The following is a 13,532-nucleotide window of genomic DNA, read 5'->3' on the forward strand; positions in this document are numbered from 1 at the left end:
GTCACTTACCACCCTCGAAGTGGGGGTTCTCCCAGATGATGGTGCCGCCCATGCCGAAGCCGATGCACATCGTGGTGAGGCCGTAGCGGACGTCCGGGCGCTGCTCGAAGCGGCGGGCCAGCTGGTTCATCAGGCGCACGCCGGAGGAGGCCAGCGGGTGGCCGAAGGCGATCGCGCCGCCGTACGGGTTGACCCGCTCGTCGTCGTCCGCGATGCCGTAGTGGTCGAGGAAGGCCAGGACCTGGACGGCGAAGGCCTCGTTGACCTCGAACGCGCCGATGTCGTCGATGGTCAGACCGGCCTTGGCCAGCGCCTTCTCGGTGGCCGGCACCGGGCCGATGCCCATGACCTCGGGCTCGACGCCCGCGAAGGCGAAGGAGACCAGGCGCATCTTGACCGGGAGGCCGAGCTCCTCGGCGACGTCCTCGGCGGCCAGCAGCGAGGCGGTGGCACCGTCGTTCAGACCGGCCGAGTTGCCCGCGGTGATGTTGCCGTGCGGGCGGAACGGGGTCTTGAGGCCCGCCAGGCTCTCCATCGTGGTGCCCGGGCGCAGCGGCTCGTCCACGGTGGCCAGGCCCCAGCCGGTCTCGCCGACCTCGGGGTTGGTGTTGCGGATCGAGATCGGCACCAGGTCCGGCTGGATGTCGCCGTTGGCGTACGCCTTGGCGGCCTTCTCCTGCGAGCGCACGGCGTAGGCGTCGCAGCGCTCCTTGGTCAGGTGCGGGAAGCGGTCGTGCAGGTTCTCCGCGGTCATGCCCATGAACAGGGCGGACTCGTCGACCAGCTTCTCGGAGACGAAGCGCGGGTTCGGGTCGACGCCCTCGCCCATCGGGTGGCGGCCCATGTGCTCGACGCCGCCGGCCACGACCACGTCGTACGCGCCGAAGGCGATGCCGCCGGCGGTGGTGGTCACGGCGGTCAGCGCGCCGGCGCACATGCGGTCGATCGCGTAGCCGGGGACGGACTTCGGCAGGCCGGACAGCAGGGCGGCGGTGCGCCCGATGGTCAGACCCTGGTCGCCGATCTGCGTGGTGGCCGCGACGGCGACCTCGTCGATTCGCTCGACGGGCAGGTTCGGGTTACGGCGCACGAGCTCCCGGATGCACTTGACGACCAGGTCGTCGGCGCGCGTCTCGTGGTAGATGCCCTTCGGGCCGGCCTTGCCGAACGGGGTGCGGACGCCATCGACGAAGACGACGTCCCTCGCGGTACGAGGCACGGGGGCTCTCCTCCCAGGGACCAACATTTGAGGTGGGCGGGCTGCCGCCGTCGAAGACCCGAGCGGCGCCGCATCACGGCCATGCTACCCGCCGGTAACCAACCTGCCCAGGCCCCTCGGAGGGATCCGACCATGTGTCCCCGGACACGTTCCCGCCCCGTCCCACCAGCAGTGCCGTTCGCGGGGACGACGAAGGGGATGTCGCCCGTACGGACGACATCCCCTTCGTGCTGCTGCCGGGTCGGCCCGGACCGCGGCGGCCCCGCGCCGGACCCGGGTGGTCAGTCCTGGGTCGCGGCCGCGGCCGCGGCGAACGCGGCGGCCACCGCCGGCGCCACCAGGTCCACCTGCCACTGCCGGGCGCCGAGCCCGCGCAGCGCGGCGGCCACGCCCTCCGGGCCCGGGTCGGCCGGCGGCTGCCAGGAGACCCGCCGGACCAGGTCCGGGGTGATCAGGTTCTCGGCCGGCAGGTGGTACCGCTCGGCCAGCTCGCTGATCGCGCTGCGCGCGCCGGACAGCCGGGCGGCGGCCACCGGGTCCTTCTCGGCCCAGGCCCGCGGCGGCGGCGGTCCGTCGTGCGGCGCGGCGGCCGGCGGCAGCAGGTTCTCCGGGATCTCCCGGGCGCGCTGCACGGCCGCCAGCCACTGCTCCAGCTGGCGCCGGTGCACCCGCGGGCCGAAGCCCTGGACGGCCTGCAGGGCGGCGATGTTCAGCGGCATGGCCAGCGCGGCGTTGACGATCGCGGCGTCCGCGAGCACCCGGCCGGGGGAGACGTCGCGGTCCTGCGCCATCCGGTCGCGGACGAGCCACAGCTCGCGCACCACGGCCAGCTGACGGCGGCGGCGGATCTTGTGCAGCTGCGAGGTGCGGCGCCACGGGTCGGTGCGCGGGGCCGGGCGGGGCGCGGCGGCGATCGCGGCGAACTCCTCCAGCGCCCAGCCGAGCTTGCCCTGGGCGTCCAGCTCCTGTTCGAGTGCGTCGCGCAGCTCGACCAGCACCTCGACGTCCAGAGCGGCGTAGCGCAGCCACGGCTCGGGAAGCGGGCGGGTGGACCAGTCGACCGCGGAGTGCTCCTTGGCCAGGCTCAGGCCGAGCACGTTCTCGGTCATCGGCCCGAGGCCGACCCGGGCGAAGCCGGCGATCCGCCCGGCCAGCTCGGTGTCGAACAGCCGCCGGGGTCTCATGCCGACCTCGGCCAGGCAGGGCAGGTCCTGGGAGGCCGCGTGGACCACCCATTCGGCGTCCTCGACGGCCTTGCCGAGGGCGCTGAGGTCCGGGCAGGCGATCGGGTCGATCAGGGCGGAGCCGGAACCCGCGCGGCGCAACTGGATGAGGTAGGCGCGCTGCCCGTAGCGGTAGCCGGAGGCCCGTTCGGCGTCGACGGCCACCGGTCCGGTGCCCGCGGCGAAGGCCGCGACGACATCGGCCAGCGCCTGCTCGTCCGCCACCACGGGCGGGATCCCCTCCCTCGGCTCGAGGAGCGGGACCGGGGCTGCTTCTTCTGGGATGGCTGCTACGGCGTCGGTCACCCCCCAAGGGTACGACGGTCCTCGCGGCCGGGAGTGTTGTCGGACTGGTCAGACTGCCACCCGGCCGGGGGCACGCCCGCCCGTCCCGGCGGTGCGGCCCGCGTGTCGCGGGCGCCGGGGACAGCGCTGCGGCGGCCGAGGAGGAAACGTTCCTCCTCGGCCGCCGCAGCGGTCCGGAGCGTCCGGCTCAGTGGATGATGCCGGTGCGCAGCGCGACCGCGACCATGCCGGCGCGGTCGCCGGTGCCCAGCTTGCGGGCGATCCGGGCGAGGTGGCTCTTGACGGTGAGTGCCGACAGGCCCATCGCCACGCCGATCGCCTTGTTGGACTGCCCTTCGGCGACCAGTCGCAGCACCTCGACCTCGCGGCCGGAGAGTTCGCGGTAGGCGGCCTGTTGTGCGCCCGGCGCTCCGGGGGCTCCGGGGGCTCCGGGCGCGCCCGGAGCACCGGCCGCGCCCGGCATGCCCGGCATCCCGGGGCGGCGCATCCGGCCGGCCAGCCCGGCGGCGCCGAGCGGCAGGCCCGGGCGGCCCGTCATCGCGACGTTCGTCCGGGTGCCGGTCACCACGTATCCCTTGACGCCGCCGGCCAGCGCGCTGCGGACCGCGCCGATGTCGTCGGCGGCGGACAGCGCCAGGCCGTTGGGCCAGCCCGCGGCGCGGGTCTCGGCGAGGATGGTCAGCCCGGAGCCGTCCGGGAGGTGGACGTCGGCGACACAGATGTCACGAGGGGTGGAGACCCGGGGGCGGGCCTCGGCGATCGAGGACACCTCGATCACGTCCCGGACACCGAGTGCCCACAGGTGGCGGGTGACGGTGTTTCGGACGCGGGGATCGGCGATGACCACCATGGCGGTGGGCTTGGTCGGCCGGTAGGCGACCACGTTTGCGGGGTGCTCAAGAAGGACCGACACCAGGCCTCCTGCGGGGAGTGGCGGACGGAACCCCGATGGGGGCGGTCGGAGTGTTCCGCGTTCGGAAAGGGTCACAGTCTGCTTCGGCAGCAACCGCGCCCGGCTTTAGCGAAAGATCACGATCTAGTGAGTAACAATACGGACAAATCGCGCAAATGATTGATGCGACATGCCCGGTATTCGTACAAAATCGATCAGATTTGGTGCCGATTGGTCAGTATCGACCGATGAATTGACGCAGAGCGGGGTCCGAAGTCACACTCCGTCAGCCCCGGGGGCGTCCCGTCAGCCCTGGGGGTGGCGTCCGGCCGTCCGGGCGCCGTCCGGACCGCACGCCACCCGTCAGTGCGACCGGGGGCGTCGCCGGGCCGGCATCGGGACCACTCCACCGAGTGAAGGAACCTCGGCGGGCCCCTGCGGGGCCGGGGCGGCCGGCGGCAGTCCGGCGCTGATGCACAGCAGGTCCGCCCAGGCCGCCAGGTGCCGCTCGAAGCGGCCGTCGGCCGGGGTCCAGGATGCCCGGATCTCGATCTCGGTCGAGGACGGGCGGTCCGCCAGACCGCCGAAGTACTGGGAGGCGGCCAGGGTCACCGTGCCGGACGGCTCCGCGTACCCGGCGCCGTGCGCCTGCAGGGCGTCCAGCAGCCAGGCCCAGCCGACCTCCGAGAGCATCGGGTCGCCGGCCATCTCCGGCTCCAGCTCCGCCCTGGTCATCGTGACCACCCGGAACTCCCCGTTCCAGGCCTCCTGTCCGGCCGGGTCGTACAGCAGCACCAGCCGGCCGTCCGCCAGCTCCTCGCCGTCCACCTCGACCGAGGCGGTCACCGCGAACGAGTACGGGGCCGGCCGGCGCGGGGCCGGCGCGGGGGAGAGCTGCACCTCGGGCCGCAGCCGCGCCCCGTCCAGGGCCGCCACGGCCGCCCGGAACTCGCTCGGCGCCCCCTCGCGACCCGCTCCGCCACCTGCTCCGCCACCCTGCGCGGGGTGCCCTCCGACCGCTGCCATGCCCCGAAGACTAGGTCGAAGCGCGGGGTTATCGCCGCAACTTCTCTCCCAGCGGCGTGCCGGAACGGCAAACCCGGACAGATCTTGGAGGAACCGACGAGACCGGCCGGGAAACCGGGCCCGGCACGCGTGCGAAGATTTGACGCGTGAGCGAGACTACGGCAGACACGACGGCGGCCACCCACGACGGCCCGACCACCCCCGCGCGCCGCGGCGCCGCGTACGACTCCGCGTTCCTGCGCGCCTGCCGGCACGAGCCCGTGCCGCACACCCCGGTGTGGTTCATGCGCCAGGCCGGCCGCTCGCTGCCCGAGTACCTGAAGGTCCGCGAGGGCATCCCCATGCTGGAGTCCTGCATGCGGCCCGAGCTGGTCAAGGAGATCACCCTGCAGCCGGTGCGCCGGCACAAGGTGGACGCGGCGATCTTCTTCAGCGACATCGTGGTGCCGCTCAAGGCCGTCGGCATCGACGTCGACATCAAGCCCGGCATCGGCCCGGTGATCGCCGACCCGATCCGCACCGCCGAGGACCTGAAGCGGCTGCGCCCGCTGGAGCCGGACGACGTCCCCTACATCACCGAGGCCGTCGGCCTGCTGGTGGACGAGCTCGGCGAGACCCCGCTGATCGGCTTCGCCGGGGCGCCCTACACGCTGGCCAGCTACCTGGTCGAGGGCGGCCCGTCCAAGAACCACGAGAACACCAAGGCCATGATGTACGGCCAGCCCGAGCTGTGGGCCGCCCTGGTGGACCGGCTCGCGGACATCACCTCGGCCTTCCTCAAGGTGCAGATCGAGGCCGGCGCCTCGGCGGTCCAGCTGTTCGACTCCTGGGTCGGCGCGCTCGCACCGGACGACTACCGCCGCTCGGTGATGCCGGCCAGCACCAAGGTCTTCGACGCCGTCGCCGGCTACGGCGTGCCGCGGATCCACTTCGGCGTCGGCACCGGCGAGCTGCTCGGCCTGATGGGCGCGGCCGGCGCGGACATCGTCGGCGTCGACTGGCGGGTGCCGCTCAACGTCGCCGCCGAGCGGGTCGGCCCGGGCAAGGGCCTGCAGGGCAACCTCGACCCGGCGGTGCTGTTCGCGCCCACCAAGGTCGTGGAGACCAAGGCCCGCGAGGTGCTGCACGCCGCCCAGGCGCTCGGCACCAGCGGCCACATCTTCAACCTCGGCCACGGCGTGCTGCCGTCCATGGACCCGGACGCGCTCAGCCGCCTGGTCGCCTTCGTCCACGAGGCCAGCGCGCGCTGACCTCCCGGTGGCGGGCCCCCGGGAGCCGGGGGCCCGCCACCCGGCCTGCCCTCGGACCCGCCTCCGCGGGACGACGGCAGGCCCTATCCGGCCGCGACGTCGATCCCGGCCCGGCGCAGCAGCGCCGCCGTCACCCCGTCGCCGGGGCGCAGCTGCCCGGTGAACGTCCCGTCGTAGACCTGCCCGCAGCCGCAGGACGGGCTGCGCGCCATCAGCACTGCCCGCCGCGCCCCCGCCTCCTCGGCGGCGGCCAGCGCCGCCCGGGCGCCGGCCAGGAACTCCTCGGTGCAGTCGGTGCCGGTGGCGTCCACCACCCGGGCCCGCCCGTCCAGCACGTCCGCGCCGTCCCCGCCCACGATCTCCGCCGGCGGCCGCGGCGTCGGCAGCCCGCCCGCCCCCTCCGGGCACACCACCACGGCCCGCCCCTGCCCGACCAGCCGCACGGCGCCGTCGGAGGTCTTCGCCCGCCCGTCGTACCGGCAGGGAATCCCGGCCAGACACGCGCTCACCACGATCGGTTCCACAGCACACAGATTAAGTGGAACCTCGCGGCGGTCTCGAACTCGCTATCTTGGCACTATGAGCGAGCTGCCGGACTGGATGTACGCGCCCAGAGACGAGGGCTGGTTTGCCGACGACCTCGACCACCTGCCGCAGGCACCGCGGCACACCGAACTGATCGACGGAGCCCTGGTCTTCATGATGTCGCCGCAGCGTTCGTTTCACGGCCGGGTCGTGCGAAATCTGACCGCTGCTCTGGAGTCGTTGCTGCCGGACGGGATGATGGTCGAGGACCAGATGACGGTCAAGCTCGACCGATGGAACCGGCCGGAGCCGGACGTGGTGGTTGCTTCGGCGGACTACGACGCGAACCGTACGTGGTTCGACGTGGCCGACGTGGTGCTCGCCGTCGAGGTCGTCTCGCCGGAGTCCGCACACCGCGACCGTACGGTCAAGGTCCGCAAGTACGCCGAGGCCGGGATCCCGCACTACTGGATCGTGGAGGAGGAAGAGGGCCTGCCGGTCGTGCACGCCTTCGAGCTGGAGACGGTGACCTCCTCCTACGCCCCGGCCGGGATCTTCCGCGGCAAGCTCGAACGCCTGGTGCCGTTCCCGCTCACGATCGATCTGGACGGGCTGGTGCCGGGCGGCAGGCGTGCGGGGGATTGAGGGTTCGGCGTAAGGACCTGCGAGACTGCGGAGCATGTCGGATGCACAGGTCGTCGTCGTCGGTGGTGGGATCGCGGGGCTGGCTGCGGCCGCCTTCCTGAGTGGGGCGGCCGGGGGGCCGGCGCGGGCGCGGGTGACGGTGCTGGAGGCGTCCGCGCGGGTCGGCGGGAAGCTGTGGGGCGGTGAGGTCGGCGGGGTCCGGGTGGACCTCGGGGCCGAGTCGGTGCTGGCCCGGCGGCCCGAGGCGGTGGAGCTGGCGCGGGCGGTCGGGCTCGGCGAGGCGCTGGAGCCGCCGACCACCGCGAAGGCCGCGATCTGGACCCGCGGCGCGCTGCGGCCGCTGCCCGGCGGGCAGGTGATGGGCGTCCCCGGTGACCTGGCGGCGCTGGCCGCCTCCGGGGTGCTGACCGACGAAGGACTGGAGCGGGCCCGGCACGAGCAGGCCACCGAGGTCGGCGACGACGTCGCGATCGGCCGCTACGTCGCCGACCGGCTGGGCCAGGAGGTGGTGGACCGGCTGGTCGAGCCGCTGCTCGGCGGCGTCTACGCCGGCCGCGCCGACGAGATCTCGCTGCGTGCCGCCGTCCCGCAGCTGCTGTCGATCGCGCGCGGCGGCGGCTCGCTGGTCGAGGGGGTGCACGAGCTGGCCTCGCGGCCGAAGGTGGTCGGCACCCCGGTGTTCCAGGGCGTGCGCGGCGGCCTCGGCACCCTGCCCGGCGCGGTGGCCGCGGCCTGCGTCGAGGCGGGGGTGGACGTGCGCACCGACGCCCCGGTGGACGAGCTGCGCCGCACCCCCGGCGGCTGGCGGGTGGTGACCGGCGGCGAGGTGCTGCACGCGGACGCCGTGGTGCTGGCCGTCCCGGCCCCCGCCGCGGCCCGGCTGCTGCGCGAGGACGCCCCGGCGGCCGCCGCCGAGCTGGACGCCGTCGAGTACGCGGGCATGGCCCTGGTGACCCTCGCCTTCCGCCGCGCCGACCTGGCCGAACTCCCGAGCGGCAGCGGCTTCCTGGTGCCGCCGGTGGACGGGCGGCGGATCAAGGCCTCGACGTTCTCCTCCAACAAGTGGGGCTGGCTGGAGCGTTCCGCGCCGGACGCGTTCCTGCTGCGCACCTCGCTGGGCCGGTACCGCGAGGAGGAGGCGCTGGGGCTGGCGGACGAGGAGCTGGTGGCCCGCTCGCTGGCGGACCTGGAGGAGGCGGTCGGGCTGACCGCCAGGCCGTACGACACCTTCGTCTCCCGCTTCTCGGCCGGTCTGCCGCAGTACCCGGTGGGGCACCTGGACCGGGTGGCCCGGGTGCGGGCGGCGGCCGGACGGGTGGGCGCGCTGGCGCTGTGCGGCGCCGCGTACGACGGGGTGGGCATCCCGGCGTGCATCGGTTCGGCGGCGGCCGCCGCCGCGGCCGTCGACAGACTGTTGACCCCGGCGACCGGGGAAGGTTCCACGGAGAGGACAATGGGCGCATGACTGAGAGCGTTGAGCGGGAGCCGGAGCAGCGGCCCGAGAAGAAGAAGGCGCGCGACCTGAACCAGGTCATCCGCTACACCATGTGGTCGGTGTTCAAGCTCAAGGGCGCCCTGCCCGAGGACCGCACCGCGCTGGCCGCCGAGGTGGACGAGCTGTTCGCCCAGCTGGACGCCAAGGACGTGACCGTGCGCGGCACGTACGACGTCTCCGGTCTGCGCGCGGACGCCGACATCCTGGTCTGGTGGCACGCCGCCGACTCGGACGACCTCCAGGAGGCGTACAACCGCTTCCGCCGCACCGGCCTGGGCCGGCTGCTGGAGCCGGTCTGGTCGAACATGGCGCTGCACCGCCCGGCCGAGTTCAACAAGTCGCACATCCCGGCCTTCCTGGCCGACGAGCGCCCGCGCGACTACGTCTGCGTGTACCCGTTCGTCCGCTCCTACGAGTGGTACCTGCTGCCGGACGAGGAGCGGCGCGCGATGCTCGCCGAGCACGGCATGATGGCGCGCGGCTACCCGGACGTGCGGGCCAACACGGTGGCCTCGTTCGCGCTCGGCGACTACGAGTGGCTGCTCGCCTTCGAGGCGGACGAGCTGCACCGGATCGTCGACCTGATGCGCGACCTGCGCCCGTCGCGGGCCCGGCTGCACGTCCGCGAGGAGGTGCCGTTCTTCACCGGCCGCCGCAAGCCGGTCGGCGAGCTGCTGAACGGCCTGGTCTGAGCGGACCCGCGGTTCCCGGAGGCCGGTTCCCCTGGTGGGGAGCCGGCCTCCGGCGTTCCCCGGGGCCGCTGTCGGACAGGGCCCTACGGGCGCGGCCCGGCGAACTCGCGCAGCACGGCGGTGTAGTAGTCGCCGAGGTCGACCCGGGTGACGTCGGCGAAGCGGACCTTCGTCGGCTCCGGGTGCCAGCGCGCCTCGGGGTCGACCTCGTGCAGCCGCAGCGAGGCGGGGCGCAGCGCGGTGACCGTACCGACCCGGCAGACGTCGGGGTCGCGGTGCTCGGTGTGCAGGGCGATCAGGCCGTATTCGGCGCAGGCGGCGGTGAGCAGGCCAGGCAGGTCGTCCAGCGGCAGGTCGGCGCCGGGCGGGTGGGCCGGCCACAGGCCGCGGCGGCGCAGCGCCCGTACGGTCAGGCCCTCCGGGCCGCCGCGGTCGCGGACCGTGCGCAGGTCGGCGGTGCGGACGGCGGTCCAGCCGTCGAGACGGTGGTCGGTGCAGACGGCGAGCAGGGTCCAGACCGGGCCGGTGCCGAGGACGAAGCCCTCCAGCCGGTCCGCGCCGGGGATGGCGCGGCGCAGCCGGACGAGCCGCCCCTCGGCGCGGGCGCGGTCGAGCACGTCGTGGTCACCCTGGTCCATGGGCGGAAGTCTGCCCTGGTCGGCGGGGTGGCGCAGCCGCCTTTCGCGGGACGGCTCCTGCGTGCGGGCTCAGGTCCGGTGCGGGCGCAGGGCGGCGCGGAGCCGGGCGTCGGGCAGGACGGCCGGGCCGTTCATGGCGACGGCGGTGAGCAGTTCGCGCTCCTCGTCGTCGGCCAGGCCGCGCTGGCGGGCCGGGCGGACCTCGCGCAGCACCTCCTGGCCGATCGGGGAGGCCCAGCGGGTGTACGGGTAGACGTCGACCCGGGCCATCAGCAGGGTGCCCGAGGTGAGCACCAGCGGCAGTGAGAACCAGGCGAGCGGGGCGAGGGTGTCACCGCCGGTGAGGCCGCCGAGGGCCAGCGAGGCGGCCAGCAGGACCAGCCCCAGCAGCAGTGCGTGCCGGACCTGCCGGATCACCACCACGGTGTTGCGCTGCACCAGGGCCGGGGTGGCCAGGCCCGCCAGTGCGAGCCGGGCGCCGATCTCCAGCACGGTGGGGTGCTCGGCCATCGCCCGGCGCAGCTCGTCGGTCCGGCACTGGCCCTCGGAGCCGACGGTGGCGATGACCGCCCGCTCCAGGCGGCTGCGGCCCTTGGGGTCGACCACGGTGGTCCACCCGGTGTGCGCCAGGTGGAGCCGGCCGCGGCCGGCCATCAGGACGAGGGCGAGTTCGACCACCCGGTCCGGGCCGCCGGCCAGGTAGGCGGTCTCGTAGAGGCCGATGCCGACGGCTTCGGGGGGCCGCAGACCGCTCTGGTCGGTGAGGGCGTCGGCGGTGGCGGTCATCCGGACCAGTCGGAGGCAGGACAGGACCGCCGCGACACAGGCCGGTATGAGGAACAGCAACCACATGGGCTTGTTGTATGCCTGCGTCGACGGCGCGCGGAACGCCTTCCCGGTCCGCGATACCGAACTGTGACGTCCGGCGGTGGCGTCGGAGGTGCGCGGAACCGGGCCGCCGAGCGCCTCCGGCCGGCCCGGCGGGCCTCAGGAGCCGCAGCCGCCGCCGCAGCTGGAACCGCAGCTCGAGGAGGACGAGGAGCCGCAGCTGGAGGAGCTGGAGGAGCCGGACCCGCAGCTGGAGGAGGACGAGGAGCCACAGCTCGACGAGGACGACCCGCCGCTGGACGACCCGCAGCCGGAGTGGGAGGAGCCGGAGTCGGAGGAGCCGCACCAGGAGGCGGAGGAGCACGAGGAGCCCGACGACGAGGACGACGACGAGGACGACGCGGAGGCGTTCGCGGTGACCGCCTGCCGTACGGCCTCCTCCTCGGCCGACGCGGCCAGCATCGCGGCCTCCAGCTCCGGGTTCTCCAACCCGGCGGCGGCCAGGCCGCCGAGCGCGAGCGCGCCCAGCAGCGCGCCGCCGGCCAGCCGGGGCGGCATCCCGGAGTTGGGCGTCCACGGGCGGCCCTGCATCAGGGAGAGCTGGCGCCGCCCGGCCGGGGTGATCCGGCCCTTGACCGGCGGGGTGGCGAGCAGCGAGACGAAGCCCCCGGCCAGCAGGAGGCCCGGAACCCAGAGGTTCGGGCGCTCGTGGCCGGCGGCGCCGTCGTCGAGCAGCAGGGCGGCCGCGGCCGAGGCCACCACGACGAGCATCGCGAGCCAGAGCAGCCGGCGGGCGGTGCGGGCCCGCCGCAGCCGCTCGGGGCGGCGCAGCAGGCCGCGGTCGGCGAGCCGGTCGCCGATCTCCTGGACGGCGGCGGAGCGCATCACCATGCGCCGCAGCGGGCCGAGTTGGCGGCTCCCGGTCGGGCCGACGGCGTCCTGGACGGCCTGGTCGACGGCGTCGTACGGCTTGCCGCCGGTGAGCGTGACCAGGCCGGAGCGGCTGATCACGACCTGCTCGGCCAGGTGCATCCGGACCAGGGCCGTGTCGACCACCCGCCCGGGCCCGCCGGACAGGAACGCGGTGTCGAGCAGCGGCAGGCCGCGGCCGGGCAGGCCCTTGGCGTACCGGACCCGGCCGATGCGCTGCCGGGTCTGGGCGGCGTACAGGGCGGCGGCCACCAGCAGGGCGGCCGGGACGATGAAGTAGTCGTTGTGCCACATGGGCGGTTTCCCCCGGGATGGTGACGGTTGGTCAGGGTGCGATGGCGCCGTGGCCGCCGGTGGCCGGCTGCCGGCGCAGGGCCCGGCGCAGGCGCGCGAGCGGGCCCGGCGGTCGTGCCGGTGCCGGGCGGAGCCACTGCTCCAGGGCCCGGCGGTGGTCGGCGGCGAGCGGGCCGCCGTCGGTGAGCGCCCACTGCGCGAAGGCCCGGGCGTCGGCGCGGTAGCCGCCGGTCTGCGGGTGGGAGCGGGCGTAGCCGAGGAAGAGCGGCCCGTACCGCGCCCCGAGCAGGCGGGGCAGGTCCGGGGCCACCTTGGCGGTGGTGTCCCGCCGCTTGGCGGCCAGGCCGGTGGACTGGGCGCGGACCTGGCGCTCGTCGAAGCCGGGCGGGACGGGCCCGCCGGCCACCAGGGCGGCCAGCAGCTCCTCCTGGCGCCGGGCCAGGCGCCGCCGGGCGGCGGCGGTGTCCTGCTCGGCGGCGGGGGCCCGGTCGGCGTCCCGCCGTGCCGGTGTCGTCAGGTCGCTCATCGCGGGGTGCTCCCCTCCAGCACCCGGCGGACGGCGTCCAGTTCACCGGCCAGCTCGCTGGGCGGCGGGAAGTTGGCGTCCCGCTCCAGCAGCACCCCGGGCGGGGCGACCCGCGCGCAGAGTTCGGCCAGCACCTCCAGCACCGGTTCGGTGACGGGGTGGGCGTGGGTGTCGTGCCAGACGCCGTCGACCAGGGTGCCACCCGCGACGTGGACGTAGGCGAGCGCCTCCAGCGGCAGGCGGTCGAGCTCGGCGGCCGGGTCGATGCCGAGGTTGACCCGGTTGGTGTGCAGGTTGGCGACGTCGATCAGCAGCCGGACACCGGTGCGCTCGACCAGCTCGGCGAGGAACTGGCCCTCGGTGAACTCGTCGTCCGGCCAGGCGAGCTGGGCGGCGACGTTCTCCAGGGCGAGCGGCACCGGAAGGTGGTCCTGGGCGATCCGGACGTTCTCGGCGATCACCCGCAGCGAGTCCCGGGTGCGGGGGACGGGCAGCAGGTGGCCCGCCTCCAGGCCGCCGGCCCGGACGAACGCCAGGTGCTCGGTGACCAGCGGGGAGCCGAGCGCCAGCGCGGCCCCGGCGAGCCGGTCGAGGCGGCCGGGGTCGGGCAGGTCGGCGCCGCCGAGGCCGAGGCCGACGCCGTGCGGGACGACGGTGACGCCGCGTTCGCGCAGCACGGTCAGGGAGTCGGGCAGGTGGTCGGCGCAGATGTTCTCGGCGACCACCTCGACCCAGTCCAGGCCGGGCTGGCGTTCGACCACGGTGTCGATCTCGCCGCGCCAGCCGAGGCCGACGCCCAGTCGGGACGGCGTTTCGCGGCCGGCGGCCGCTCGGGGCGCGCCGTTCACGGGCACGGCGGCGGAGCCGGGCAGTTCCAGGGCAGGGGAAGTCATCGGTTCGCCCCCTTCTGAGGGCCGGGTGGGAGGGCCGTCGACCGGTGCGGGCGTCGTCGCCGGAACCGCGCGGCCGTGCTGCTGAGAATGTCCCCGGGCGGGGTGGCTGCCAAGCCTCACCCGGTCTTCTCAGAGCATTATTTGAGCATG

At 74.7% G+C, this 13,532-nt stretch carries 12 protein-coding genes and 1 pseudogene; 4 read left to right on the forward strand and 9 right to left on the reverse strand.

Annotated elements, in window-relative coordinates:
* Window position 1: 1 nt before the first annotated feature.
* From ACFY0X_RS25855 to ACFY0X_RS25870, 4 genes are all read right to left on the reverse strand, one after another.
* The gene (locus ACFY0X_RS25855) at window positions 2-1,219 is read right to left on the reverse strand and encodes a thiolase family protein (RefSeq protein ID WP_387757939.1); all 1,218 of its coding nucleotides are present in this window, start codon (window positions 1,217-1,219) and stop codon (window positions 2-4) included.
* Window positions 1,220-1,500: 281 nt separating this feature from the next.
* Entirely contained in the window at window positions 1,501-2,748 is a 1,248-nt protein-coding gene (locus tag ACFY0X_RS25860) for a ribonuclease D (RefSeq protein ID WP_387757940.1), read from the reverse strand.
* A 187-nt stretch (window positions 2,749-2,935) separates the two neighbouring features.
* Window positions 2,936-3,661 (reverse strand): LuxR C-terminal-related transcriptional regulator, encoded by a 726-nt coding sequence (locus ACFY0X_RS25865; RefSeq protein WP_387757942.1) that lies wholly within the window; start codon window positions 3,659-3,661, stop codon window positions 2,936-2,938.
* A gap of 342 nt (window positions 3,662-4,003) precedes the next feature.
* Complete coding sequence (locus ACFY0X_RS25870) at window positions 4,004-4,666, reverse strand: DUF3000 domain-containing protein (protein ID WP_387757943.1); 663 nt, start codon at window positions 4,664-4,666, stop codon at window positions 4,004-4,006.
* 146 nt (window positions 4,667-4,812) lie between these two features.
* Here ACFY0X_RS25870 and hemE point away from each other — a divergent pair, with 146 nt between their 5' ends.
* Window positions 4,813-5,916, forward strand: a complete 1,104-nt coding sequence (gene hemE, locus ACFY0X_RS25875; RefSeq protein ID WP_387757944.1) for a uroporphyrinogen decarboxylase — start codon at window positions 4,813-4,815, stop codon at window positions 5,914-5,916.
* Between the two features lie 83 nt (window positions 5,917-5,999).
* Here the strand turns inward: hemE and ACFY0X_RS25880 are convergent, their stop codons facing one another.
* Window positions 6,000-6,440, reverse strand: coding sequence for a DUF523 domain-containing protein (locus ACFY0X_RS25880; RefSeq protein WP_387757946.1), 441 nt, complete (start codon window positions 6,438-6,440; stop codon window positions 6,000-6,002).
* A gap of 55 nt (window positions 6,441-6,495) precedes the next feature.
* Between ACFY0X_RS25880 and ACFY0X_RS25885 the strand changes: the two genes are divergently transcribed.
* Genes ACFY0X_RS25885 through hemQ form a run of 3 tightly spaced genes read left to right on the forward strand, consistent with a single transcriptional unit; the run spans window position 6,496 to window position 9,273 of the window.
* On the forward strand, window positions 6,496-7,086 hold the full coding sequence (locus ACFY0X_RS25885) for a Uma2 family endonuclease (protein ID WP_387757948.1): 591 nt from the start codon (window positions 6,496-6,498) through the stop codon (window positions 7,084-7,086).
* Between the two features lie 34 nt (window positions 7,087-7,120).
* Complete coding sequence (gene hemG, locus ACFY0X_RS25890; protein ID WP_387757949.1) at window positions 7,121-8,551, forward strand: protoporphyrinogen oxidase; 1,431 nt, start codon at window positions 7,121-7,123, stop codon at window positions 8,549-8,551.
* On the forward strand, window positions 8,548-9,273 hold the full coding sequence (gene hemQ, locus ACFY0X_RS25895; RefSeq protein WP_387757951.1) for a hydrogen peroxide-dependent heme synthase: 726 nt from the start codon (window positions 8,548-8,550) through the stop codon (window positions 9,271-9,273). Before hemG ends, hemQ begins: the two co-directional genes overlap by 4 nt.
* 83 nt (window positions 9,274-9,356) lie before the next feature.
* Here hemQ and ACFY0X_RS25900 read toward each other — a convergent pair whose 3' ends face one another.
* The 4 genes and pseudogenes from ACFY0X_RS25900 to ACFY0X_RS25915 all read right to left on the reverse strand — a co-directional run bounded on the left by ACFY0X_RS25900 (window position 9,357) and on the right by ACFY0X_RS25915 (window position 13,382).
* Entirely contained in the window at window positions 9,357-9,911 is a 555-nt protein-coding gene (locus ACFY0X_RS25900) for a hypothetical protein (RefSeq protein ID WP_387757953.1), read from the reverse strand.
* A 69-nt stretch (window positions 9,912-9,980) separates the two neighbouring features.
* A complete protein-coding gene (locus ACFY0X_RS25905) occupies window positions 9,981-10,763 on the reverse strand; it encodes a TIGR04222 domain-containing membrane protein (protein WP_387757954.1) in 783 nt (260 codons plus the stop codon).
* A gap of 135 nt (window positions 10,764-10,898) precedes the next feature.
* Entirely contained in the window at window positions 10,899-11,963 is a 1,065-nt protein-coding gene (locus tag ACFY0X_RS25910; protein WP_387757955.1) for a TIGR04222 domain-containing membrane protein, read from the reverse strand.
* A 31-nt stretch (window positions 11,964-11,994) separates the two neighbouring features.
* Window positions 11,995-13,382, reverse strand: a pseudogene (locus ACFY0X_RS25915) (DUF692 domain-containing protein).
* Window positions 13,383-13,532: the final 150 nt, after the last annotated feature.

Source organism: Kitasatospora sp. NPDC001547 (genome assembly GCF_042894165.1).
Lineage (GTDB): Bacteria > Actinomycetota > Actinomycetes > Streptomycetales > Streptomycetaceae > Kitasatospora.